Origin of the sequence: Lacisediminihabitans sp. H27-G8 (assembly GCF_046156175.1) — a bacterium.
Lineage (GTDB): Bacteria > Actinomycetota > Actinomycetes > Actinomycetales > Microbacteriaceae > Lacisediminihabitans.
This window is the reverse complement of record NZ_JAYLVL010000001.1, coordinates 294024-319521: the sequence shown is the minus strand read 5'-3', so window position 1 is coordinate 319521 and position 25498 is coordinate 294024. Positions and strand designations below refer to the sequence as shown.

Genomic DNA, 25498 nt, shown 5'->3' with positions numbered 1-25498 from the left:
TCCCCCGTCGCGGCGAATATCTGTACCCCTTTCGGGGAGGGGGCGTTCTGTCCCCCCGCGCGGGCACTCGCAGGGCCCGCCGCCGACTTCCTGGTTTTCCTTGTCGCGCCAGTGTGCACGATAGCGCGTTTGACCTGCTGTTTTCATACCGCCGCGAGGAGCCCTGGCCGCGCGCACCAGGCGTTCCGAAAACGAGGCCGGTGTCCACCGTTTGGGGGTCAGGCACCACGTCGGCCGAAGTGCTGACACGAATCGGGTGACAAAAAAGGGAGGGCACCGCGATATCCACTTCGACCCTGTTCTGCCCGTTTGCTTCTGCTTGAAACGTCTGTCAATAATTCAACTACCCCGAAAAAATAGCTCGCCAGTTCCTCAATGTTGCGGACAGTCCACCACCGCAAACGATCGGGGAATCTCGTGTTCATCTTCATCCTCCAGATCCGTCACATGATTGACGGACACCCGGAGATTTACACCTTCGCGGTCTACTCCGCACTGATCTGGGCCCTCTGGGTGATCAAGCTCGTGATCTCCAGCCGCTACAAACCCTTCACCGGAACCTTCACCGGAACGACCAGCGTCATCGTTCCCGTGCTCGACGAGCCGGAGGATCTCTTTCGTGATGTGCTCGGCCGCATGGTGGAGCAGCGGCCCGGCGAGATCATCGTCGTGATCAATGGCGCACGGAACCCGACCCTCGAAGCGATCTCCGACGAGTTCCGGCCCCTGGTGCGGTGGGTCCACACCCCGATTCCCGGCAAACGCAACGCCGTGAAGATCGGCACGGAGCTTTCCACCGGCGACATCACGGTGCTGGTCGATTCCGACACCGTCTGGACCGACAACACCCTCTCGGAGCTCGTGAAGCCGTTCGCCGACGCATCCGTCGGAGGCGCGACGACGCGCCAGCGGATTCTCGAGCCGGAGCGCAGCTGGATCACCCGGTGGGCGGACTGGCTGGAGAACTCCCGCGCCCTGTACTCCATGCCGGCGCAGAGTGTTCTCGGGCAGGTCGGCTGCCTTCCCGGACGCACGATCGCGTTCCGCCGTTCGATCATGGTGCGGGTCATGGAGCGCTTCATGAGCGAACAGTTCATGGGCGTCTTCCTCGAGGTCAGCGACGACCGCACCCTCACCAACCTCACGCTCAAGGAGGGCTACCGCACCGTGTACCAGTACACCTCGCTGGTCTATACGGATGCTCCGCTCCAGATCAAGAAGCTCTTCAAGCAGCAGCTGCGCTGGGCTCGTGGCAGCCAGTACAACACCCTGCGGATGCTGCCCTGGATGCTCGGGCACGCCCCTGTGCTCGCCCTGTTCTTCGTCATGGACATCGTGCTCCCCTTCCTGCTCGCCGGAGTCATCGGCGGCTGGATCTTCCGCAGCTTCACCGGCCAGGGCTACAACTTCTATGAGGGCATCCTCAAGGAGTACGGCGTCCAGAGCGGTATCGCGCTCGTCGTCGGCCTCATGGTGTTGTCCTCGGTGCTCAGCATGGCCATCCGGCAATTGCGTCACCTCTCGGAGAAGCCGAGCGACTTCTTCCGCCTTCCCGTGTTCATCATCGTCTCGACCGCGTTCCTCATGCCCATCCGACTCATCGGCTTCTTCCGGATGGGTCACGCCAGCGGCTGGGGTACTCGGGCCGGGGCGTATGCGGGCGGATCGTCGAACGACACGATCGTCGAGTCCCTGTCGGTTGATGAGCGCCCCCGAGTCGATCACGGTTCCGACCAGGCCCCGATCGGATTCGGGCCGATGTCGGCCGGCAACCACTCGACGGCGCTGCTCGAGGCATCGCCACGGATCGGAACCAGGGTCAGGCCTTCAGCGCCTCGGGCCCAGCGCCGCCGGCGCCTCAATCCCAAGGCCGCGTGGCCGTACGTGATCGGACTCACCATCTTCGCTGTGGAGGCGTATTTCATTGTCATTTCTTAAGCGCAGCAACCTCAGTCGACCGGGAACCTGGTGGGCGCTCTCGAGCACCCGCGCACGGTTCACCGCAGCCGGCGCCGCCGTCCTCGTGCTCGGGCTCGTGGCCACGAGTGTGATCGTCTGGAACTCGCCGGCCAACCCGGTGACCCAGGCAGCGGCATCCGTCACTCGGGCGGACATCGCTACCGCCAAAATCGTTGCCGAGCGCAATTCACTGCTCAGCCAGGTCATCGCCCTCCAGAAGCAGCTGAGCGGAAGCAAGGGCAACCTCAGCGCGACGAAGGCCCAGTTGGCGTCGATCCAGCAGCAGCTCTACAGCGCCCAGGGCGCCCTGGATGCCGCTGCGGCAGCAAAGACCACCATGGCAGCACGGGCGAAGCCGATCACCCGCAAACCGTCGAGCACCAACGCGGCCGGCGCGGTCGTGACCGCACCGTCCAAAGCGGAGATCATCAACCCGACCTCCCGCTACTTCGGCATGTACACAGAGCAGGCACCGTTCAACTTCGCATCCTTCGACGCCACGGCGAAGAAGATCGGCAGCCAGCCGAATGCGGTCGGCTATTTCGGCGGTTGGGACCAGACGTTCCGGGCGGATGTCGTAAAGGCGTCCTGGAAGCGCAACACGCTCCCGATCCTCACGTGGGAGTCCCGTCCGATCGGCGCCGCCAATGACGCCGTCGAGGAACCGGATTACTCGCTCCCCAAGATCATCGGTGATCCCGCCACCGGCGTGCCGGGCAACTTCGACGCGTACCTGCACCAGTACGCCAAGGACATCGTCGCCTCCGGTCTTCCCCTCGGCATCCGTCTCGACCATGAGATGAACGGCGTCTGGTATCCGTGGTCCGAAGACGACGCCAAGGGCACGGCCATCAACGGCAACCGCCCCGGGGACTACGTCAAGATGTGGCAACACGTTCACGACATCTTCCAGGAGGAGGGCGCGAACAGCCTCGTCGCCTGGATCTGGGCGCCGAACGTGATCAACAACCTCCCGGCGACGCACAAGGCCCCGGCCTACCTCGATTCGCTCTACCCGGGATCTGCCTACGTGGATGTCGTTGGACTCTCCGGCTACCTGCGCCCCGCCTACAAGCCGGACAACAACTTCACCTTCGACTACACCTTCACCCCGAGCCTCAAGGAACTGAGGCGGATCACCGACAAGCCGATCCTGCTGGCCGAGATCGGGGCATCCGAAGTCGGCGGCCACAAGGCGGCCTGGATCTCGAGCCTCTTCCAGGCGCTGGCGAAGCCGGAGAACCAGGACATCATCGGGTTCTCCTGGTTCAACCTCGCCGTCACCTCGTACACCGAGGGGGAGCTGGCAACCAACGACTGGCGGATCGACTCGAGGCCGGACAGCCTCGCCGCCTTCACCGCGGGCCTCGCGCTGCCCGGCGGACGATTCGACCTCAGCCCTCAATGACCAACCGACCAGTGATCCGCACACCCCACCAGCCACCATCCCCATCGGACGGCGTCCATCACCACCACCAGGAGGACATCATGAAGAAGCAGAACCCGCTCGGAGATGCAACACCTGTCGACCAGGTCTTCGTCGACACCAGCCTCAACGCCTCGCGCACCACCGCGCCTCGAATCAGCGTCGTCGGCACCGGATACCTCGGTGCGACGCATGCGGCCGCCATGGCCGAAATGGGCTTCGAAGTGATCGGTGTCGACAACGACCCGGCCAAGGCCCAGGCCCTCAGCGAAGGGCGTGTTCCCTTCTTCGAGCCCGGTCTGCCGGAACTCATCCGCAAGCATGTCGAAAGCGGACGACTTCGTTTCACCACGGACATCGCCGAGGCCACGGCGCTGTCGGATGTCCACTTCATCTGCGTCGGCACCCCACAGCAGCGCGGAAGCAATGCGGCGAACCTCAACTACGTGCAGGAGGCCACGAGGCAGGTTGCCAAGAACCTCACGCACAACGGCCTGATCGTCGGTAAGTCGACGGTGCCCGTCGGCACCGGGCAGGCACTGCGGGACATGATCCTGGAGCATGTGCCGGAGGGCATCGAGACCGAGATCATCTGGAACCCCGAGTTCCTCCGCGAGGGCAAGGCTGTCGACGACACACTCACGCCAGACCGCATCGTGCTCGGCGGCACCAGCGACGCCTCTGAAGCCCTCATGCGCGAGGTCTACGCCATTCCGATCGCCACCGGTACCCCGGTCATCGTCTGCGACCTGCCGACGGCGGAACTGGTGAAGGTCAGCGCGAACGCGTTCCTCGCCACCAAGATCTCCTTCATCAACGCCATCGCTGAGGTGTGCGATGCAGCGGGAGCCGACGTCAACGTGCTCGCGGATGCCCTCGGCCACGATGTGCGCATCGGACGGCAGTTCCTCAACGCCGGCCTCGGATTCGGCGGCGGATGCCTGCCGAAGGACATTCGTGCGCTCATCCATCGCTCGAGTGAGCTCGGTGCTATGAAGGCGGCGTCGCTCCTCCAGCAGGTGGACGAGATCAACATGGCTCAGCGCCAGCGCGTGATCGACATGGCGATCGAGGCCTGTGGCGGATCCGTGCTCAACCGTCGCATCGGTGTACTGGGCGCGGCCTTCAAGCCGCTCACGGATGACGTGCGCGATTCCCCGGCGCTCAACGTGGCCGCTGCTCTGCACCTGCGCGGCGCCCAGGTGGTCGTCTACGATCCCGAAGCGAACGAGACGGCGCAGAAGATGTTCCCGACCCTGATCTACGCCGAGTCGATCGCGGAAGCGGCGACGAACTCCGACGCCCTTCTCGTTCTCACGGAGTGGAACGAGTTCAAGGAGACCGATCCGCGCGATCTGGTGGATCTCGTGACGACGCCCGTCATCATCGACGCCCGCAACTGCCTCGATGCGCATGAATGGCGAACCGCCGGCTGGACGCTCACCGGTCTCGGAACGGCGCCCGCTCCGCTGCTGGCCTACTCGCCACCGCTCGTACTCGGCTCGGGCCGAAGACTCGTCGGAGCGCGCTAGAACCGCGCGATCCGGGGATCAGCAGGGCCGCGCCGGCATCGGTGTGGCCCTGCTGCCGTTTCCCGGGGTCGTCCACTGTGGTGCGCTGTGCCCGGGGAGGCTTTGTCGTGTGGGCCGTCGCGTATGCATCCTCCCTGATCCACCTATCACTGGGTGCCGAGTATTCGGCTTCCTCTGCTCTGCTGCCCTCGGGTGCAGCTCATCCGTCTTCCCCGGCTCTGGTGCTCTTGGGTGCCGTTCATCCGCATCCCGCGGATCTGCTGCCCTCGAGTGCCGTTCAGCCGTCTATGACAGTCGCGAAGACCCGGCAGCTGAGCAGTTTGCGACGGGCAGAGCGCATCACGGCCGGAGGTGCCCGGAGCCGGGCGACTTGCTCCGTCCGGCCGTAGGCAGGAGCGCTCACCCGTCGGAGATCGTTGCTTGGGGCGCCTGTCGGAGCAGTTTCTGACGGCTGGCGGCGCGGCGGGAGCAGAGTCTGGCGGGCGGCACTGCGGGCGCAAAGTCAGGCAGGCGGCATTGCGGGCGCAACGTCTGGCGGATGGCGGTGGCGAGCGCCGCCCATCCGTCAATGACTGTCGCAAGAGACCCCGGGACTGAGCAGTTTGCGACGGAGGGGCCGCTGCCGTTCGGCGGCGGATGACCACGGCCGACATCGTGACACTGGCTGGTTTGCGGGCTAACCCAGAAGAGCCGCACCCCCGAAGGGATGCGGCTCTTGGTCGAGAGGTGGATCAGACGCTGAAGTACAGCTCGTACTCGAACGGCGTCGGACGCTGGGCGGCCGGGATGATCTCCGCGGAACGCTTGTACGAGATCCAGGTCTGGATCAGGTCGGGCGTGAACACGTTGCCGGCGGTGAGGAACTCGTTGTCGGCTTCGAGTGCGCGCAGGGCCTCCTCGAGGGACGCGGGAACCTGCGGGATGTTCTTCGCCTCCTCGGGGGGAAGCTCGTACAGGTCCTTGTCCACGGGCTCGTGCGGCTCGATGCGGTTCTTGATGCCGTCGAGGCCCGCCATGAGCTGCGCGGCGAAGGCGAGATACGGGTTGCCGGAGGCATCCGGTGCACGGAACTCGATGCGCTTCGCCTTCGGGTTGGTGCCCGTGATCGGGATGCGGATCGAGGCCGAACGGTTGCCGGCCGAGTAGACCAGGTTGACCGGTGCTTCGAATCCGGGGATCAGTCGACGGTAGGAGTTGAGCGTCGGGTTCGTGAACGCGAGCACCGCCGGAGCGTGCTTGAGCAGTCCGCCGATGTACCAGCGCGCGATGTCGCTGAGTCCGCCGTAGCCCTTCTCGTCGTAGAACAGCGGGGTGCCGTCACTCCACAGCGACTGGTGGGTGTGCATGCCCGATCCGTTGTCGCCGAACAGCGGCTTGGGCATGAAGGTCGCGACCTTGCCCCATTCGAGCGCCGTGTTCTTGACGATGTACTTGAACTTGAGGATGTCGTCGGCCGCGTGCACCATCGTGTCGAAGCGGTAGTTGATCTCCGCCTGGCCTCCGGTGCCGACCTCGTGGTGGGCGCGCTCGAGGATGAGTCCGGCGTCGATCAGCTTGAGGCTGATGTCGTCGCGGAGGTCGGCCTGCTTGTCGACGGGGCTCACCGGGAAGTAGCCGCCCTTGTACGGCGTCTTGTTGGCGAGGTTGCCGCCCTCTTCGACGCGGCCCGAGTTCCAGGCGCCCTCTTCGGAGTCGACGAAGTAGGAGCTGGAGTTCTGGCGGACGTCGTAACGCACGTCGTCGAAGATGTAGAACTCGGCCTCCGGTGCGAAGAATGCGGTGTCGGCGATTCCTGTGGAGGCGAGGTACTTCTCGGCCTTCTTGGCAACCTGGCGCGGGTCGCGGGCGTAGATCTCGCCGTTTCGCGGGTTGTAGATGTCGAAGATCATGATGAGCGTCTTCTCGACGCGGAAGGGATCGACGTACGCGGTGGTCACGTCGGGGATGAGCTGCATGTCGGATTCGTGAATCGACGCGAAGCCGCGGATCGACGAGCCGTCGAAGAGCTGTCCGACCGAGAAGAACTCTTCGTCGACGGTCGAGGCGGGGATGTTGAAGTGCTGCTGCACACCGGGGAGATCGGTGAAGCGGATATCAAGGAACTTGACGTTCTCGGCCTTGATGAACTTGAGCACCTCTGAAGAATCACTGAACATGTGACTTGACTCCAATGGGGTTTGGAACTGGGTACGGCGGCAAACGCAGCCAACTGTGACGCTAGACGAAGGGAGTTTCGCCACGGTGTCGCTATTGTTTCGTGCATGTTACGTCGAGCCGACGAACGTAGGATCTTCGGTATGGCAGAGCCCCGAACATCCGCCCAGTCCAGCGATTGGCCCGGCCGGCATTTCGGTCTTCCCGCCACCGGGCCGCGCTCGATCGCCCGGTTCGGTCGCCGTCTCGCGGCCTTCGCCATCGACGTGGCGCTGGGGGCCTTGGTCTCCTACGCGTTCTTCAACTACGACCGCTGGGCCAGCCTCGCGGTCTTCGCGGTGCTGCAGATCGTCTTCCTTGTGCTGCTCAGCGGCAGCATCGGGCACCTTCTGCTCGGCATGCGCGTCGTGCCCCTGGCATCCGGATGGATCGGGGTCTGGCGCCCGATCGTGCGCACGGTGCTGCTGTCCCTGCTCGTGCCGGCGCTCATCGCCGACCGGGATCGTCGCGGCCTGCACGACCGGCTCGCCGGCACCGTCCTGGTGCGGCGCTAGCCTGCCGCCGCTGCGGGAAGAGCGCTGACTAGCGCGGGCGGGGGGCGCGAGCCCGCATCGGATCGACGCCCTTGGGGATCGGAAGCTGGTTCTTGCCGAGGGAGGCGAGCCGGTTGCTCACCGCGTAGATCTCGGACTTGTTCAACGAGCGCTTGAATCGCGCCATGCGGCCCGCGAGCTTGTGCAGCGGCACCGCATCGGCATCCGGCCCCACGTGCAGGAAGTGCACGCTCACGTTCGGCAGGATGCGGGTGACACGGCGACGTTCCTCATCAAGCATCTTCTGGGTGCGACTCTTCGGACCCTCGCCGATCAGCACGACACCGCCGTTGCCGACGGCCCGGTAGACGGCATCCTGGGTCTTGGGACTCACTGCGACGGGCATCTCGCTGGCGGTCCAGCCGCGGCGGAGGGAGCTCTTGAGCACAGCGCCGACGGCACCCGCCTGTCCCTCTATCTGCGAGTAGGCAGCGCGCTCCGCGAGGCGCCCGAGCACGATGAGGAAGAGCAGCACTCCACCGAGAACACCGGCGATGATCCACAGCACGAATCCGAAGACGTTATCGACACCGGAGATGAGGAATCCGGCGACGATGCCGACGAGTATCGGGGCGAGGAAAGCGAGCAGGAACCACCAGATCGCGTTCGAGTCGTAGCGACGGGTCATCTGGAAGACCTGGTACATCTGCTTGAGACGACCGGGCTCTTTCGCAGGTTTGGGGGCCGAATTCTGGGTGCGTGCCATGACACAAGGATACGGCCTGACCGTCGGGCTCTGCTCCCTCACACTGGCGAAGCGGAGGCACCTGGCCACAGCCCGGGCCGAAGCGCGCCAACGGATGCCTCTTGGGCTCGATACTCGCAGCATGGAGACCGTCGGCGGCTATCGACTCGTGCGCAAGCTCGGTGCGGGGACGCGCGCGGAGATCCACCTCGGGCACGCGGGAAGCCGGGAGCCTCCCGACGGCGATCGGATCGCGGCGATCAAGATCTACCGGCCGCAGACCGACGATGGGAGCATCGATCGCGAGATAGAGGCTATGGCCCGGGCATCCTCCCGGCACCTCCTGGAGCTGAAGGACCTCGCAACCGGACCGGATGGCCGACCGTGCCTCATCCTGCCCCGGCTCGACTCCGGCACCCTCAGCCGGCTGCTCGCTCTGCGTGGCACCCTCGAACCGGGGGAGGCGGTGAGCATTCTCGTGCCCCTCGTCGAGGCGGTGAAGGAACTGCACCGGGTCGGAGTCGCGCATCGGGACGTAGCGCTTTCGTCGGTGTTGTTCGACGATAGTGGCGCTCCGGTGCTGGCGAAATTCGGCTCGGTCGCGCTCATCGGGGAGTTTCCGACAGAGGGAGATGCTCCGAGTATGACCCCGGCCGAACTCGACGAGGATGCTGGCGCGGTCGCCGATCGGCAGGGGATTCGAATCCTGGTCGGCTCGGTGCTCGATCGGCTGGAGCCGGGAGCGTCTGCCGCCGCCATTTCCGCGATCCGGCGGGAGCTGGAAGGGCCGCCTCCGGGTGAGGAAGCGCTATCGGGGATGATCGACCTGCTCTTCGCGCTCGCGCCGGCGCTGCCGATCCGCTTCGACGAGGAGTCACCGGTCTCGGTGCCGCTGCAGCCGTCGATCCGTCCGGTTGTCCGTCCGATTCCCCAGAGCGAGGCACCCGCGGAGGATCTGGCCGTGAGCCGGGAGATTCTGCCCAATTGGGCCAGTGCCGTCGAGGTCACGGACATCCACCCGCTGGCGCAGCTGCGAGCGCGACTGGTCACTCTCCTCGCGCCGGTTCGGGTTCCCGTCTGGATCGTCGGGGGAGCCGGGGTCGGCGCGCTGGTCGTCGCCCTGACTGTGATTCCGGCTGCACATTCCGAGACCGCGGCAGGGAGACCGGGGGCGACACCGGAGGTCTCCCAGTCATCACCGACCTCGCCCACGCCGACCTCGCCCACGCCGGATCCGGCGCCGGCGCCCGCATCGAATTCGCCCACAGCGGATCGCCCCGCGCCGACGGTGTCCGGGCCGCCACCCGGGCCCCCTCTCGCCGCGTCTCCGGCGCCGGCGAGATCGGCCATCGAGGGGGAGGACCCCCTCGCCGCCGCCCGCGCGCTTCTCACCGCGCGGTCGAAATGCTTCGTGACGAGATCTGTTCCCTGCTTGGACTCGGTCGACCAGGCGGGCTCAGCGGTGATCGAGGCGGACCGGGACCTCGTCCGTCGTCTCAAGAACGGAGGCAGCCTGCCGACTGAGGCGACCCTCGAGGGATTCACCCCGCACCTCATCCAGCAGCTGGGCGATTCGGCGATCATCCAGCTACTCGCCACCGATGGTTCTGCAGTGAGTACGAAGAATCCGGCCCCGCTTCTGCTGGTGAGAAGCGAGGCCGGATGGCGGATCAGGGATCTCGCGCTCGGTTAATGAGAGCGAGAGACCCCTACGGCCCGGATCCTCCCGTAAGCGAGATTTCTCAGTACCCGAGATTTCCGGCGAAGTCGCCGCCTTCGAGGCGATTCTTCACGGCAACGAGGAAGCGCGCGGCGTCCGCACCATCCACGATCCGGTGGTCATAGGACAGGGCGAGGTAGACCGTGGAGCGAATCGCGATCGCGTCAAGTCCACCACTCGAGACGACGACCGGCTTCTTCGCGACGATTCCGGTGCCGAGGATCGCGGACTGGGGCAGGAACACGATCGGGGTGTCGAACAACGCTCCGCGTGAACCGGTGTTCGTCAACGTGAAGGTGCCGCCGGCCAGCTCATCGGGCTTCAGCTTGTTGTCGCGGGTGCGGGCGGCGAGGTCCGCGATCTGCGCGGCGAGACCGGCGAGATCGAGAGACCCGGCATCCCGGATCACCGGCGTCAGAAGCCCGCGCTCGGTGTCGACCGCGATCGAGATGTTCTCCTGGGGCGGGTAGACGATCGTGTCGCCGTCGATCGTGGCGTTGATGATCGGGAACGCCTTGAGGGCTTCCGCTGCGGCGAGCGCGAAGAACGGCAGGAAGGACAGCTTCTGGCCGGTCTTCGAGAGGAACTCCGCCTTCACCGAATCGCGGAAGTTCGCGACGAGGGTGACATCCACCTCCACCACCGAAGTGAGCTGCGCAGAGGACTGCATCGAGATGACGGCACGCTCTGCGATGACCTTGCGGAGTCGAGACATGGGAACGCTCGTGCCACGCAAGGGGGAGGTCTCCAGTGCCGCTGCGGCAACGGCGGGAGCAGCCGCAGCCGGGGCCTCCGCAGAGTCCGTTAGGGCCGAGGTCGCGGTGAGCACGTCTTCCTTGCGGATCCGTCCGCCGACTCCGGAGCCGGCGATCGTCGAGAGGTCGATTCCCTTCTCGTTTGCCAGCTTGCGCACGAGGGGAGTGACGTAACCCGGGTTGGCATCCACCGAGGGAGCAGCCGCGGGTGCGGGCGCTGCGGCGGTTGCCGGAGCTGCGGCGGGCGCAGGAGCTGCGACAGGCGCGGGAGCTGCGACAGGCGCGGGAGCTGCGACAGGCGCGGGAGCCGGTGCTTCCGCAGCCGGTGCTTCCACAGCCGCAGCTTCCACAGCCGGAGCCGGGTCGACGGCGTCGGCAGGTGCCGGGGCGGAAGCCGCGGCGGGTGCCTCTTCTCCCGGAGCGGGAGCATCGGCGGAAGGTACCTCTGCGGCCGGCGCCTCAGCGGCCGGCGCCTCTGCCGGCTGGGCAGCGGCGGGCTCCGGAGCGGGAGGGGCCTGCGGTGCTGCGGGTGCCTGCGGCGGAGCCGAGATCTGCTCGGGTGCCGCTGCTGCGACGGGCTCTGGCTGCACTTCTGAGACTGGCTGAGCGTCCTCCGGCGGTGCCGGCGTGACGGCGACCGGGGCAGCCTCCGCGGGTGCCTCCGGGGTCGCATCCGATGATCCGGATCCGTCTCCGATAGTCACGAGGGGGGTGCCGACCTCGACGGTCTCGTCCTCCGCCACCAGGATGGCTTCGATCACGCCGGCGATGGGCGACGGGATCTCCGTGTCGACCTTGTCGGTCGAGACTTCGAGCAGCGGCTCGTCCACCTCGACGCGGTCGCCCACGTTCTTCAACCAGCGGGTCACCGTGCCCTCGGTGACACTCTCTCCGAGTGCCGGGAGGTTGACGGATTCGCTCATCAGTGATGCTCCTTTAGACCAGTTCTGTTTGTTTAGCTTAGTTCGATGACGACGCGCCTCTTGGCGCGACGCCTACATCGCGTGGAGCGGTTTTCCGGCCAGTGCGAGGAATGCCTCGCCGAGAGCTTCGTCCTGCGTGGGGTGCGCGTGGAGCAGCGGCGCGAGGTCCTCGGGGTAGGCCTCCCAGTTCACGACGAGCTGGGCCTCCCCGATGAGTTCCCCGACGCGGGCACCGATCATGTGCATTCCGACGACCGGGCCGTCGTTCACCCGCACGACCTTGATCGATCCGGCGGTGCCGATGATGTGGCTCTTGCCGTTTCCGGCGAGGTTGTAGTCGTAGGTGGTGACCTTGTCGGCCCCGTACTTCTCCTGGGCCTTTACCTCGGAGAGTCCCACGGACGCGACCTCCGGGTCGGAGTAGGTGACCTTCGGGATGTTGATGTCCTCGATCACGATCGGGTTCAGCCCCGCGATCTCCTCGGCGACGAAGATGCCCTGCTGGAATCCGCGGTGCGCGAGCTGGAGGCCGGGCACGATGTCTCCGACGGCGTACACGTTCGGAACGCTCGTGAGGAGTCGTTCGTTCGTGATGACGAATCCCCGGTCCATCGTCACGCCGACCTCTTCGTATCCGAGGTTGGCTGTCGCCGGTCCACGGCCGACGGCGACGAGCAGGAGTTCGGCCTCGAAGGTCTGTCCGTCTTCGAGCGTGACGACGACGCCGTCGTCGTTCTGGGTGACGCTCTGGAAGCGGATACCGAGGCTGAAGTTGATGCCGCGCTTGCGGAATGCGCGCTCGAACTGCTTGCTGATGGACTCATCCTCATTGGGTACGAGGTGCGGCAGCGCTTCGATGATCTGAACGTCTGTGCCCCACGACTTCCAGACGCTGGAGAACTCGACGCCGATCACACCGCCGCCGAGCACGAGCACCTTCTTCGGCACGAAGTCGAGTTCGAGTGCCTGCTCAGAGGTGATGACGCGTCCGCCGATTTCGAGGCCCGGGAGCGATCGGGAGTAGGACCCGGTGGCGAGAATCACGTTCTTGCCGACGAGGGTGTGCTCGCCGACGGTGACGGTGTTGGCCGCGGTGAGGCGACCCTCGCCCTCGATCACGGTGATTCCGCGGGCCTTGATCAGTCCCTGGAGACCCTTGTATTTGCTCGCGACGATTCCCTCGCGGTATGCGGTCACGGCGGCGATGTCGATTCCCTCGAAGGACGAGGTGACCCCGTACTTCGCGGATTCACGCGTGACGTCGGCGACTTCGGCCGAGTGCAGCAGCGCCTTCGTGGGGATACACCCCACGTGCAGGCAGGTACCGCCCACTTTTCCCTTTTCGACGAGGGCTACGGAGAACCCCAGTTGGCTTGCTCGCAGCGCTGCGGCGTATCCGCCGCTTCCCGCTCCGAGGATGACGATGTCGAAGTTCTGCTCAGGCACCCGGCGACTCCCTTGGGTTTCTTTGTGAGGTGTGCGTGTGTCCCGGCCATTGACGGGCCACGGACCGCGTGGCCCGATTATTTTCGGGCCACAAAGACCTTACTACGCGAGCGAAATCTCCTCAGCCAGCGCGATCAGAGTTCGCACAGCAACGCCGCTCGGGCCGGTGCCGATGTATCCGTATCCGCCCCCGGCATTGTGGGCCGGTCCAGCGATGTCGATATGAGCCCAGGGGATGCGGCCCGCCGTGGAATCCGCCTGCGGACCGACGAATTCCTGCAGGAATACCCCGGCGAGGAGCATGCCCGCGGCGGTGTTGCCGATCTTTGCGTTCGCGATGTCCGCGACATCGGACTTGAGCAGGGCGCGGAGCTCGCCCGGGAGTGGCATCGGCCAGAGCTGCTCGCCGACGGCGCGGGCTGTCGCGGCGACCCGGCCGACGAGAGCGTCATCACCCATTACGCCGGAATAGCGATCGCCGAGCGCGACGCGCTGGGCACCGGTGAGCGTTGCGACGTCGATGATCGCATCCGGGAACTCCTCGCTCGCGGCGACGAGACCATCGGCCATGACGAGGCGGCCTTCGGCATCGGTGTTGAGCACCTCGACGGTGGTACCGCCCTTCATGCGCAGCACGTCGTTCGGACGGATTGCCGATCCCGACGGCATGTTCTCCGCAAGGCACAACCACGCGGTGAGACGGATGTCGAGACCGAGCCGTGCCGCGGCGAAGACCGCAGCCATGACCGTCGCTGCGCCGGCCATGTCGTACTTCATCCCCACCATGCCTGCCGGCGGCTTGAGGGACAGCCCTCCGGTATCGAAGGTGATGCCCTTACCGATAAGAGCGAGGTGGGAACTCGCGGTGGTGGGGGAGTAGCTGATCTTCACCAGTCGCGGTCCGCGTGTGGATCCCTGGCCGACTCCGAGGATCCCCCCGAAGTCTCCGGCGAGGAGTTCGTCCTCCGCGAGCACCTCCACCTCGACGGGCAGGTCTTCGGCGAGCTCGAGTACGGCGTCGGCAAAGCTCTCGGGATAGAGGTCCGAGGGGGGTGCGTTGACGAGATCTCGCACCGAGTGGATGGCAGCCGCCACGATAGCGGCGCGCGAGACGAGCTCGTCATCGGTTGCGATCGCCGTGGCGATGGTGATCTCCGTTGCCGGGAGCTTCCTCTTCTCGAGGGTCGATGACCGGTAGGCCGTGTAGGAATAGGCGCCGATCGCGGCCCCTTCCAGCACCGCGAGCACCTCGGCCGACGACTGGGTCGGCAGTGCGATCACCAGCGAGGTCACGCCGGTGAGCCGACGGGATGCCGTTCCGGCTGCGTAACGCAGGGAGTCTTCGGTGGGCGCCGACGTGCCGAGGCCGACGAGCGCGATGCTTCGGGCGCTGCCGATCGCCGCCGGCACCCGCACCAATTCGTCGACACCACCGGTGACTCCGATGCCGTCGATGCTCGCCGCGAGGTCGGCGAATGCTGCGTCATCCGAGGCGAGGAGAGGCCCGTCATCCGTCGCCCGCACCCCCAGCACGAGCACGTCGGCGGTGAGCGAGAGAAGGGAGGCGGCGGAAAGGGAGAGAGAGGGCACGGTCATTGCGCCATCGTATCCGCGCCACCGGCAGCGGGCTGTGCCGGCGTCGTCGTCGCCTGTTCGCTCTCGGCACCAACGGGACGGGAGTGTGCGGTAACGACCGCGATTAGAGTTAAACAATGCAAAATCCCGAGGGTCTCTACGAACTGAATCCGGCCGTCATCGACGTGCCGGAGGGGCTCGATCTCGTGGCCGGCCTCACAGGCTTTGCGGATGCCGGAGCCGCCGTCACCCAGTTGAGCGAATACCTGCTCGACACCGTCGACCACCGCGAAGTGGCGACATTCGACGCCGACATCCTGCTCGACTACCGCGCCCGCCGCCCCACCATCTACTTCGACCAGGATCATCTGGCCGACTACCGACCGCCGCGTCTGACGCTCTCTCTGGCGACTGATGAGATCGGCCAGCCGTTCCTGTTCCTCACCGGATTCGAACCCGACTTCCAGTGGGAGCGCTTCAGCGACGCGGTGATGCACCTCATCGCCCGTTTCAAGGTGAAGACCACGACCTGGGTCCATGCGATCCCCATGCCGGTTCCGCACACCCGTCCGATCGGGGTGACCGTCAGCGGCAACCGCACGGAACTCATCGACGCGATGTCCATCTGGAAACCGCGCACGCAGGTGCCGGCGAACGCCCTCCATTTGGTCGAATACCGGTTGCAGCAGCAGACGCACCCGACAGCGGGTTTCGTCCTGCTCATTCCGCACTACCTCGCCGATACGGAATTTCCGGATGCGGCGGTGAAGGCTCTCGAATCGATCAGCGCGGCCACCGGGCTGATCTTCCCCACCGATGCCCTCCGCGAAGAGGGCCGGGACTTCCTGACCAAGATCGACAGCCAGGTGGAATCGAACCCCGAGCTCGCGCGACTGGTCGGCACTCTCGAGGAACGCCACGATTCCTACATGGAGGGCAACCCGTTGCGGTCTCCCCTCACCGATGTGGACGGCGAGCTCCCGTCGGCGGATGAGATTGCGGCAGAGCTGGAGAACTTCCTGGCCGCTCGACGCAACGGCGAAGAGCCGGAGCCGTTCTCCCTCTGAGCCATCCGCCAGAGCGGTGACGTCCTCGCTGGCGGCCCACCCGGCTAGCCGCTGGGGGCGGTTCGTCGGTCCGAGCTACAGTTGACAGGTGAATTCGCGGCGCTCCTGGCTCATCTGGGGAGTCGCACTCTTCGCGTACGTGATCGCCGTGATGCAGCGCACCTCGCTCGGGGTGTCCGGCATCGAGGCGGCTCATCGCTTCGATGTGTCGGCCTCCGCGCTGTCCAGCCTCGCGGTCGTGCAGTTGATCGTCTATGCGGCCCTCCAGATCCCCACCGGAGTGCTCCTCGACCGGGTGGGACCGAAGGTGCTGATCGCGGCTGGCGCCGTGCTCATGTTCGCCGGGCAGGCCACCCTCGCCCTCGCCCCATCCATCGGCATCGCGATTCTGGGGCGCATCCTGGTCGGTGCCGGCGACGCCCTGACCTTCATCTCCGTCATCCGGTTGCTCGCCTCGTGGTTTCGCGGGCGCATCCTTCCGCAGGTGTCCCAGTGGACGGGGAACATCGGCCAACTCGGCCAGGTGCTCTCGGCCATACCGCTGTCGCTTCTCCTGCACCGGCTGGGCTGGCAACCCGCTTTCCTTTCGGCGGCGGCGCTCTCCCTCATCGCCTCCGTGCTCGTGGTCGTCCTACTCTCCAACGGAAACCCGACGAGACCGCTATCTGATGCCACAGCCCCCGATAGTGGGGCCGCGAGCTGGCGCGCCGCGGTACATCAGTTGCGGGAGTCATTGGCTCGCCCGGGCACCCAACTGGGCTTCTGGTCGCACTTCGTCACCCAGTCGTCCGGCACGGTCTTCTCCCTGCTGTGGGGCTTCCCCCTGCTCACCGCGGGACTCGGCTACTCGCCGAGCACGGCCTCTGCTCTCCTCACGCTGATCGTGGTCGCGGGAGTCGTGAGCGGACCGATCCTCGGCATCCTCACCGCACGCTTCCCCCTTCGGCGGTCCAACCTGGTCATCGCCATCGTGGTGATGATCGGGGTCACCTGGACGACAGTGCTGCTCTGGCCGGGACATCCGCCGTTCTGGCTGGTCGTCACGCTCGTGGTGGTGCTCGGAATCGGCGGGCCCGGATCTCTGATCGGATTCGACTTCGCCCGCACCTTCAACCCGATGCGAAGCCTCGGTTCGGCAAACGGTGTCGTCAACGTCGGCGGTTTCCTGGCGAGTTTCGTGATGATGTATTTGATCGGGCTCGTGCTGGATATCGAGCACACGGTGCGCGTGACGGGGGGAGCCGCCGGCGACGTATTCGCCTGGGATTCCTTCCGGATCGCCCTGCTCGTGCAGTACCTCGTCATCGGCACGGGGATGCTGTTTCTCGTGCGCGCGCGGAAGCGGACCCGGGTGAAGCTCCACGCCGAGGAGGGAATAGCGGTGGCCCCATTGTGGGTTTCACTGGTGAGGTTCTGGAGACACCGAGCCGACTGACGGCCGTTATATAGCGATTTGGCCGAGTTGGCAAGGGTCATTGTGAATCCGTGCAATAATTGACGTAAGGCCCGTTCAGGTCCTCGTGATTGCTCTGCAGCACCGCTGCGTGAAAGATCAGGACTTGACATGGGTCTTAGTGCTGCCCGAAAAACCCGGCGACCATGGTGTGCCGAGCGAGGGTCGTTCTACCAGCGATGGGCGTGTAACGCCTGAAGAACTACTAGTGAAAGGTGTCCCGATGGCCACCCGAACCAAAACCACCGCGGTAGCGGAACCCGATGTCACCGAAGGGGTCAGTGCCGACCTCTCGGATGCCGCGGCCGCGCCCGTGAAGTCCACGCCCGTGAAGAAGGCAGCCCCCGCTAAGAAGGCGGCAGCCTCCAAGGCGCCGGCAGCAGCCAAGGCACCGGCCAAGAAGGCACCGGCCAAGCGCGGCGCCAAGGCTGCGAACTCCGATGAGGAAGACGGCCCCGACGACGAGGCCGACACCGAGGCGGAAGTCGTCGTCGTGGTCGATGACAGCAAGGACGATGACGCGAAAGAAGAGACCGCTGAGGATTCCGACGAGGAGAAGGAGGACAAGACGGTAGAGGTCCTGCCCTCCGGTGCCCTCGTGTTGTCTCTCGTCGACGACGAAGACGAAGTTCCGGTCTACTCCTCGGCGATCACCGGTGCCACCGCCGACCCGGTCAAGGACTACCTGAAGCAGATCGGAAAGGTCGCTCTTCTCAACGCGGCCGAAGAGGTCGAGCTCGCCATGCGCATCGAGGCGGGGCTCTTTGCCGAGGACAAGCTCGCCGACATGACTCCGGCGGAACTCAAGTCGCAGCTCGGACGTGAGCTCACCTGGGTGGCCAAGGACGGACAGCGCGCCAAGAGCCACCTGCTCGGCGCGAACCTCCGACTCGTCGTCTCGCTCGCAAAGCGTTACACGGGGCGCGGAATGCAGTTCCTCGACCTCATCCAGGAGGGCAACCTCGGGCTGATCCGTGCCGTCGAGAAGTTCGACTACACCAAGGGCTTCAAGTTCTCCACCTACGCGACCTGGTGGATCCGCCAGGCGATCACGCGAGCGATGGCCGACCAGGCCCGCACCATCCGTATCCCGGTGCACATGGTCGAGGTCATCAACAAGCTCGCCCGCGTGCAGCGCCAGATGCTGCAGGATCTCGGTCGCGAGCCCACCCCGGAGGAGTTGAGCCGCGAGCTCGACATGACTCCGGAAAAGGTCATCGAGGTGCAGAAGTACGGGCGCGAGCCCATCTCGCTGCACACCCCGCTCGGCGAGGATGGCGACAGCGAGTTCGGTGACCTCATCGAAGACACCGAAGCTGTCGTGCCGGCGGATGCCGTCGGCTTCACCATGCTCCAGAAGCAGCTCGAGTCCCTTCTCGATTCGCTCTCCGAGCGCGAGGCCGGCGTGATCCGCATGCGTTTCGGCCTCGGCGATGGAATGCCGAAGACCCTCGACCAGATCGGTGACACGTTCGGCGTGACGCGCGAGCGCATCCGCCAGATCGAGTCGAAGACGATGGCGAAACTGCGCCACCCGTCGCGGTCGCAGTCTCTTCGCGACTACCTCGAGTAAACCGCGTGGTGAGCGAGCAGAAAACAGACGGGCTCCGCGGCCTCAGGTACTTCTTTCCCGTGGTGGCAGGCAAGGCTGTGCGCGCCTTGGCAAAGCTGCGCGGCGGCGGATCCGCGTTTCCGGGATACGTCACCACGAAGCTGGCGCCGCATTTCCTGCGGGATGTCACGGGCCAGTTCCGCTACGGCATCGTCTACGTCCTGGGCAGCAACGGCAAGTCCACGACCACCCACATGCTGACCGAGGTACTGCGGGGGCACGGACTCACCGTGTTCACCAATCCCTCCGGGGCGAACCTCCCCCAGGGAATCGCGTCGTCGATCCTCGCGGAGTCGAGCGTGCTCGGACGGGTGGATGCGGACATCGGCGTGCTGGAGGTCGATGAGGCCTTCGCCCTCGAGTTCGCCGCGGCCGTGCCGCCGTCGACGGTGCTCGTGCTGAACACGCAGGTTGACCAGCTCTATCGCTTTTACGAGACCGAGCGTGTCGCCGACATGATGCTGGATACCGCCCAGCAGGCGGGGTTGCACATCGTGACGAACCGCGAAGATCCGTACCTGTCGAAGATCGCCCGCCGCTACGTCGACGGTGATTCGACTACCGCGCCCGACATCACCTACTTCGGAGCCTCCGCCGAAGTCATCGCGCGTGCCCCGCACGGGCTGTTCAATGCGAAGGACTACCGCGACCAGGCGGTGCAGGCGGAATCCCATCGAGCCCTGGCCGAGTTGGTGGCCACCGACCGCGCGGGCGCCACGATCACCGTCGATGGCACCAGCGTCGACGTGACCCTTCCCGCGAAAGGTCTCCACTACGCCATCGATGCCGCAGCGGCGCTGGCCACGGCGGCGGTCATCCTCGGAGAGCGCTTCGACGGGGCATCCTCGGCCGCTGCGTTCGCGGCGATGAAGCCGGCCTACGGGCGTGGCGAGCTGCTCGACTTCACCAACCGTGATGGCGTGAACGAGCAGGTCGAATTCGTGATGTTCAAGAATGCCGCGAGCCTGCAACTGAACCTCGATGCCCTTCCGGAGCCGCCCGAGCAGGTGCTCCTGGCCATCGATGAGGGCACGCCCGATATCTCCTGGATCTACGACATCGACTTCGCCGCTCTGGATCACGTGGATGTCATCACGGGGGCAAAGGCTTGGCAGATCGCGCTGCGCCTCGAACACGAAGGGATCACCATCGGAGTGGTCGAACCCGACCTGAAGAAGGCGATCGACATCATGCGCGCCCTGCCCCGTCCGTCGACCGGGTTGAAGACCTGGATCGTGAACTACGAGATCATGATGCTCGCGCGCAAGCAGATCGGTTTCCTCGAACTGGAGAACCAGCGATGAGCGCCCTGACGATCGTGCAGCTCTACCCGGATGAACTCGGCGTGGCCGGAGATCGCGGCAATGTAATGGCATTGACAAAGCGACTCGAGCACGCCGGACACTCGGTCACCGTTGTCGCGCACGAAGTGGAATCCGAACTGCCGACGGACGTGGATCTCGTCGTCGTGGGCAACGGTCCGCTCTCGGCGATGCGCAACATCCACTCCGACCTGCTGACAAACGGAGACCGGCTGCGGGCGCTACGCGAAAGCGGAGTACCGGTCTTCGCCTACGGCTCCGGGGCGGAGCTGCTCGGCCACTCGATCTCTCTCCTCGACGGCGGTTCCCTCGAGGGGCTCGGCATCCTCCCGCTGAGAGCGACCCGCGTCGCCACCCGCTCCGTCGGCTATGTCATCGTCGACTCTCCATTCGGCCAGATCGTCGGCTTCGAAGACAATGCTTCGCGCTGGACGCTGGATTCCGGTGCCAAGCCGCTCGGGATTCTCGAGGCGGGCACGGGCAACGGGGAGGGATCTGTCGAGGGCGTGCTCGACGGTAGTGCGATCGGCACCCAGGTCGGCGGCCCCGTGCTGCCCCTCAACCCCCTTCTCACCGACGCGATCATCGCCTCGGTGACGGAGCGTCGCGGCCTACCCGCAACCTCTTCCGCGGGAAACGAGAGCCTCGAGCTCTACGCCACGCGGGCCCGAGAAGTGATCATCTCCCACGCGAAGCACGTATTCTCGAGGATCTAGGTTCGCCAGGACCTTGGTTACGGTGCGAGAGGTGATGACGCTGCCCGGTTCACGCATTCATAGCGCGAGCATCGACCTCTCGGCGATCCGTGACAATGCCGCCGTGCTCGCGCGCGGGGCTGGTTCTCGAGTGCTGGTGGCCGATGTGAGGGCGGATGCCTATGGGCATGGCCTCACCGCGGTGATCGACGCCGCCCTGGACGGTGGCGCCTTCGTCCGGGACCTCGACTTCGCCGCATCCGCCGACGCGCACAGCGACTTCGTCTCCGCGGGGGTCGCGCTGTACGGCCTCTCGTCCGATCCCGAACTGCGGTCGGCGATGCGAGTGAGCGCGCTCGTCGTCGGAACGAAGACCATCGATGCGGGCGAGAGCGTGTCCTATGGCTACACCTGGACAGCGAGTGTTCGGACGAACCTGGCGCTGGTCGGCATCGGCTACGCCGACGGCCTCGACCGCATCGCCAGCAACGTGGGATCCCTCCTTCTCGGGGGTGTGGCGCGGCGCATCGTGGGGCGCGTTGCCATGAACGCGCTGGTGCTCGACCTCGGAGAAGACTCGGCCGCGATCGGCGACGAAGCCGTGGTCTTCGGCGACCCTGGTGCGGGTGAACCGGCAGTCCGGGACTGGGCAGGCAGCCTCGGGCGTCCTTCTGCCGAGATCGTCTCCGTGTTCGGCAGTCACCTGCCGCGGGTGTACTGATGGCGTCGTCCGATCCGACGACGGTGCCGACGGCGACGGTCGATCTCTCTGCCTATCGTCGCAACCTCGCGCGGCTCGGCGAGCGGGTCGCACCGGCCGCGCTGATGGCCGTGGTCAAGGCGGATGCCTACGGCCACGGTCTCGTGCCGGTTGCGCGCGCTGCGGTAGAGGCGGGGCTCGGATGGATCGGCTCCCTCGACATCGAGACCGGACTGGTACTGCGCGAGAACGGCATCCCGCGCGACGTGGCGGTGTTCACCTGGCTGCTCGGTCCAGGGGAGGACTACGCGGCGGCGATCGAAGCCGAACTGGATCTCGGCGTGTCGACGATCGGCCAGCTCGAGGCGATAGCGGATGCTGGCGCCTCCCTGCGAGCGCGGGTGCACCTCAAGATCGACACCGGCCTCCACCGCAACGGCGCGAGCGTCCACGAATGGCCCGGACTCGTGGCGCGAGCCATCGAACTGTCCGATCGCGTCGAGCTCGTCGGAGCCTGGACCCACATCGCCGAGGCCTCGGAAGACGACGACTCGATCGCCATCGAACGTTTCACCACGGCGGTCGCCGTGGCCGAGGGGCTCGGCGCGCGCTTCGCCGTCCGCCATCTCGCGGCGAGCGCAGCCGCGTTCGCGAGGGCCGATGCGCGGTTCGACCTGGTGCGGATCGGGGCGTTCTCCTACGGCATCTCCCCGGGTGGCGGCGTCACTCCGTCATCGCTGTGGCTGGAACCGGTGATGACCCTGACGGCCCCCGTGATCGCCGTGCGTGGCGGACTCGCGACCGTCGGCATCGGCTTCGGTGACGGCATCCCGAGCGCAGCGGCCGGGGTTCTGCAACTCTCCATCGATGGTCGCCTCCACGAGATCGTCGCGGTGCACATCGACAGCCTCGTGGTCGACACGGGGGAGGCGATGGTGCGACCCGGTGACACTGCTGTGCTCTTCGGCAGTGGCGCGGACGGCGAGCCGACGCTGCAGGAATGGGCCGACGAGCTCGGCACGATCGGCGAAGAGATCGTGACGCGACTGAGTCCGCGAATCCGGCGCCGGTTCTTCGAGTGAGTCCCACCCGCCGAGCGAGCTGAGGGCACCGGCGCAGTCAGCACGACGCGGACGGCAGAGCGCAGTCGGGACAGCGCTATCGGCACCGCACAGGGAGCAACGCGCAGACAGCACAGCGCAGACAGCACCGTGCAGACAGCACCGTGCAGACAGCACCGCGCAGACAGCACAGCGCCCCCGGCCGGAGCCGAGGGCGCTGTCTGAAATCAGAGGGGGAGCGGTTGTCGCTTAGGCGCGGTTGTCTTGGAGCAGTCGGTCTGACTCGTCGTGCCAGTCACTGGCGACTGTCGCGAGCTTCTCCTGGTACTTCTTGCCGTGGTGGGCGCAGAACAGCAGTTCGCTGGAACCGATGGCGACACGGATGTACGCCTGTGCGCCGCAGCTGTCGCAGCGGTCCGAGGCAGTGAGCTGGTGGCTCGAGTCGAGTTCGTTCACTGCGGTCGTGGTGGGTGCAATCTGAGTCATGAGTTGCTCCTCCGGTTTCCTATCAATAATTCGTTGTCCCTATCCAAACACGGGCGTGTTACATCGTGACGACAAAACCCGTGTATTTCGCTGAACGCGTACCACCCAGTGCTGGGGGTGTCGCACGTCGGGGACGGTGACGTTGGTCATTAGTGTTTAACCCGGCCCGGCCAGCATCCATTCCCGTTCAGGCGATGCCGGCGGCGCCGCGAAGGAGATTTACGTGGCGAGTTCGGACTATTCTGCGCGGCACCTCTCGGTGCTCGAGGGCCTCGAGGCCGTGCGGAAGCGCCCAGGAATGTACATCGGATCCACAGATTCCCGTGGGCTCATGCACTGCCTGTGGGAGATCATCGACAATTCCGTCGACGAAGCGCTCGGTGGCAACGGCGACGAGATCAGCGTTGTGCTCCACTCAGACAACAGCGTCGAGGTTCGGGACCGCGCGCGTGGCATCCCGGTCGATATCGAGCCGAAGACCGGACTCTCCGGCGTCGAGGTCGTATTCACGAAGCTCCACGCCGGCGGCAAATTCGGCAGTGGATCGTATGCAGCTTCCGGGGGACTGCACGGCGTGGGGGCATCCGTCGTCAATGCGCTGTCGGAGCGACTCGACGTCGAAGTCGACCGCGACGGCAAGACCTGGGCGATGTCTTTCCACCGGGGGGAGCCGGGGACCTTCGCGGACTCTGCGGACGGCCCGCGGGCCGATGCGGTGTTCACCCCGTTCGAGAACAAGAGCGAGCTGAGAGTCGTGGGCAAGGTCGCGCGCGGCGTGACCGGAACTCGGATCCGGTACTGGGCGGATCCGCAGATCTTCAGCCGGGGCACAACCTTCCAGACCGACGAGCTCTCGACCCGCGCCCGACAGACTGCGTTTCTCGTGCGCGGACTCGGCATTTCCATCACCGACGAGCGCGGCGAAGAGCCGAGCACCGAACTCTTCCGCTTCGACGGCGGGATCGGCGAGTACGTCGACTTCCTCGCTCCCGACACCGCCCTCACGGAGACATGGCGGATGTCGGGCACCGGCACCTTCAGCGAGACCGTTCCCGTGCTCGACGACAAGGGGCACATGGTCGCTACCGAACTCGAGCGCGAGTGCGAAGTCGATATCGCGCTGCGCTGGGGCACGGGTTACGAAACGGTCTTCCGCAGCTACGTGAACATCATCGCGACGCCGAAGGGCGGCACCCACCAGGCCGGCTTCGAGGCCGGGATGCTCAAGTTCCTGCGCTCACAGGTCGAGCAGAATGCGCGCCGGCTCAAGGTCGGCACGGGCGCGAACAGCACGGAGAAGATCGAGAAGGACGACATCCTCGCGGGGCTCACGGCGGTCTTGACGGTGCGGCTTCCGGAGCCGCAGTTCGAAGGGCAGACCAAGGAGATCCTCGGAACTCCGGCCGTGCGCAACATCGTGGCTGCCGTGGTGGCCAAGACCATGGCCGAGAGATTCGGTTCACCCAAGCGCGACGACAAGACCCAGTCGGCTCTGGTGCTCGACAAGATCGTCGCGGAGATGAAGTCCCGCATCTCGGCGCGGGCGCACAAGGAGACTCAGCGCCGCAAGAACGCGCTCGAGAACTCGTCCCTTCCGGCCAAGCTCGTGGACTGCCGGAGCTCGGATGTCGCCAACAGCGAGCTGTTCATCGTCGAGGGCGACTCGGCACTCGGGACGGCCAAGCTCGCCCGTGACAGCGAGTATCAGGCGCTCCTGCCCATCCGCGGCAAGATCCTCAACGTGCAGAAGGCATCGGTGTCCGACATGCTGGGGAACGCCGAATGCGCCTCGATCATCCAGGTGATCGGTGCCGGTTCCGGCCGAAGCTTCGACCTCGCGACCGCGCGGTACGGCAAGGTGATCATCATGAGCGATGCTGATGTCGACGGTGCTCACATCCGCACCCTGCTTCTCACGTTGTTCTTCCGCTACATGCCCGACATGATCAGGGACGGGCGGGTGTATGCGGCGGTCCCCCCGCTGCACCGGGTGATCGTGATGAATCCCGGCACGAAGCCGAACGAGACGATCTACACCTACTCGGAGCAGGAACTCAATGGCGTGCTCGCGGGGCTCAAGAAGACCAACAAGCGCTACCAGGATCCCATCCAGCGCTATAAGGGGCTCGGTGAAATGGATGCCGACCAGTTGGCGACCACCACGATGGACCGGCACCACCGCACCCTGCGGCGAGTGCAGATCACCGACGCAGTGAATGCCGAGCGCGTGTTCGAGCTGCTCATGGGAAACGATGTGGCCCCGCGCAAGGACTTCATCATCGCCGGTTCCGACGGACTGTCCCGCGAACGCATCGACGTCTGAGGCGAGCGCCC

The 25498-nt window shown here is 65.7% G+C and carries 19 protein-coding genes; 13 read left to right on the top strand and 6 right to left on the bottom strand.

What is annotated here, in order from left to right:
- Nucleotides 1–417: 417 nt before the first annotated feature.
- From VLI63_RS01490 to VLI63_RS01480, 3 genes are all read left to right on the top strand, one after another.
- Nucleotides 418–1938 (top strand): glycosyltransferase family 2 protein, encoded by a 1521-nt coding sequence (locus VLI63_RS01490; RefSeq protein ID WP_409155118.1) that lies wholly within the window; start codon nucleotides 418–420, stop codon nucleotides 1936–1938.
- Nucleotides 1925–3367 carry a glycoside hydrolase family 26 protein gene (locus VLI63_RS01485; protein ID WP_409155117.1) on the top strand — a complete coding sequence of 481 codons (1443 nt, stop codon included), beginning with the start codon at nucleotides 1925–1927 and terminating at the stop codon, nucleotides 3365–3367. Before VLI63_RS01490 ends, VLI63_RS01485 begins: the two co-directional genes overlap by 14 nt.
- Before the next feature lie 80 nt (nucleotides 3368–3447).
- Complete coding sequence (locus VLI63_RS01480; protein ID WP_409155116.1) at nucleotides 3448–4917, top strand: UDP-glucose dehydrogenase family protein; 1470 nt, start codon at nucleotides 3448–3450, stop codon at nucleotides 4915–4917.
- A 731-nt stretch (nucleotides 4918–5648) separates the two neighbouring features.
- Here the strand turns inward: VLI63_RS01480 and glnA are convergent.
- Nucleotides 5649–7073: a type I glutamate--ammonia ligase gene (gene glnA, locus VLI63_RS01475; protein WP_185200743.1), complete on the bottom strand. Its 1425-nt coding sequence runs from the start codon at nucleotides 7071–7073 to the stop codon at nucleotides 5649–5651.
- Nucleotides 7074–7214: 141 nt separating this feature from the next.
- On the opposite strand from glnA, the gene VLI63_RS01470 reads away from it, so the two are divergent.
- Complete coding sequence (locus tag VLI63_RS01470; protein ID WP_409155115.1) at nucleotides 7215–7625, top strand: RDD family protein; 411 nt, start codon at nucleotides 7215–7217, stop codon at nucleotides 7623–7625.
- A gap of 28 nt (nucleotides 7626–7653) precedes the next feature.
- On the opposite strand, the gene VLI63_RS01465 is transcribed toward VLI63_RS01470, so the two are convergent.
- Complete coding sequence (locus tag VLI63_RS01465) at nucleotides 7654–8370, bottom strand: DUF4191 domain-containing protein (RefSeq protein WP_185200741.1); 717 nt, start codon at nucleotides 8368–8370, stop codon at nucleotides 7654–7656.
- On the opposite strand from VLI63_RS01465, the gene VLI63_RS01460 reads away from it, so the two are divergent.
- The gene (locus VLI63_RS01460) at nucleotides 8369–10042 is read left to right on the top strand and encodes a protein kinase domain-containing protein (protein WP_409155114.1); all 1674 of its coding nucleotides are present in this window, start codon (nucleotides 8369–8371) and stop codon (nucleotides 10040–10042) included. The genes VLI63_RS01465 and VLI63_RS01460 overlap by 2 nt on opposite strands.
- Nucleotides 10043–10091: 49 nt before the next feature.
- On the opposite strand, the gene sucB is transcribed toward VLI63_RS01460, so the two are convergent.
- The 3 genes from sucB to VLI63_RS01445 all read right to left on the bottom strand — a co-directional run bounded on the left by sucB (nucleotide 10092) and on the right by VLI63_RS01445 (nucleotide 14789).
- Nucleotides 10092–11747, bottom strand: a complete 1656-nt coding sequence (gene sucB / locus VLI63_RS01455) for a 2-oxoglutarate dehydrogenase, E2 component, dihydrolipoamide succinyltransferase (protein ID WP_409155113.1) — start codon at nucleotides 11745–11747, stop codon at nucleotides 10092–10094.
- Between the two features lie 72 nt (nucleotides 11748–11819).
- Entirely contained in the window at nucleotides 11820–13193 is a 1374-nt protein-coding gene (gene lpdA, locus VLI63_RS01450) for a dihydrolipoyl dehydrogenase (protein WP_409155112.1), read from the bottom strand.
- Nucleotides 13194–13295: 102 nt separating this feature from the next.
- Nucleotides 13296–14789: a leucyl aminopeptidase gene (locus VLI63_RS01445; protein ID WP_409155111.1), complete on the bottom strand. Its 1494-nt coding sequence runs from the start codon at nucleotides 14787–14789 to the stop codon at nucleotides 13296–13298.
- 116 nt (nucleotides 14790–14905) lie between these two features.
- Between VLI63_RS01445 and VLI63_RS01440 the strand changes: the two genes are divergently transcribed.
- The 7 genes from VLI63_RS01440 to VLI63_RS01410 all read left to right on the top strand — a co-directional run bounded on the left by VLI63_RS01440 (nucleotide 14906) and on the right by VLI63_RS01410 (nucleotide 22699).
- Nucleotides 14906–15835: a proteasome assembly chaperone family protein gene (locus tag VLI63_RS01440; RefSeq protein WP_409155110.1), complete on the top strand. Its 930-nt coding sequence runs from the start codon at nucleotides 14906–14908 to the stop codon at nucleotides 15833–15835.
- Between the two features lie 88 nt (nucleotides 15836–15923).
- Nucleotides 15924–17270, top strand: coding sequence for an MFS transporter (locus VLI63_RS01435; protein ID WP_409155109.1), 1347 nt, complete (start codon nucleotides 15924–15926; stop codon nucleotides 17268–17270).
- Nucleotides 17271–17511: 241 nt separating this feature from the next.
- Entirely contained in the window at nucleotides 17512–18861 is a 1350-nt protein-coding gene (locus tag VLI63_RS01430; protein WP_409155108.1) for an RNA polymerase sigma factor, read from the top strand.
- A gap of 8 nt (nucleotides 18862–18869) precedes the next feature.
- Nucleotides 18870–20204: a MurT ligase domain-containing protein gene (locus tag VLI63_RS01425; RefSeq protein ID WP_409155107.1), complete on the top strand. Its 1335-nt coding sequence runs from the start codon at nucleotides 18870–18872 to the stop codon at nucleotides 20202–20204.
- On the top strand, nucleotides 20201–20938 hold the full coding sequence (locus VLI63_RS01420) for a type 1 glutamine amidotransferase (RefSeq protein ID WP_409155106.1): 738 nt from the start codon (nucleotides 20201–20203) through the stop codon (nucleotides 20936–20938). Before VLI63_RS01425 ends, VLI63_RS01420 begins: the two co-directional genes overlap by 4 nt.
- 34 nt (nucleotides 20939–20972) lie before the next feature.
- A complete protein-coding gene (locus VLI63_RS01415; protein WP_409155760.1) occupies nucleotides 20973–21638 on the top strand; it encodes an alanine racemase in 666 nt (221 codons plus the stop codon).
- The gene (locus VLI63_RS01410) at nucleotides 21638–22699 is read left to right on the top strand and encodes an alanine racemase (RefSeq protein WP_409155105.1); all 1062 of its coding nucleotides are present in this window, start codon (nucleotides 21638–21640) and stop codon (nucleotides 22697–22699) included. Before VLI63_RS01415 ends, VLI63_RS01410 begins: the two co-directional genes overlap by 1 nt.
- A 228-nt stretch (nucleotides 22700–22927) precedes the next feature.
- Here the strand turns inward: VLI63_RS01410 and VLI63_RS01405 are convergent, their stop codons facing one another.
- A complete protein-coding gene (locus VLI63_RS01405) occupies nucleotides 22928–23164 on the bottom strand; it encodes a hypothetical protein (RefSeq protein ID WP_409155104.1) in 237 nt (78 codons plus the stop codon).
- Between the two features lie 223 nt (nucleotides 23165–23387).
- Between VLI63_RS01405 and VLI63_RS01400 the strand changes: the two genes are divergently transcribed.
- Entirely contained in the window at nucleotides 23388–25487 is a 2100-nt protein-coding gene (locus tag VLI63_RS01400) for a type IIA DNA topoisomerase subunit B (protein WP_409155103.1), read from the top strand.
- Nucleotides 25488–25498: the final 11 nt, after the last annotated feature.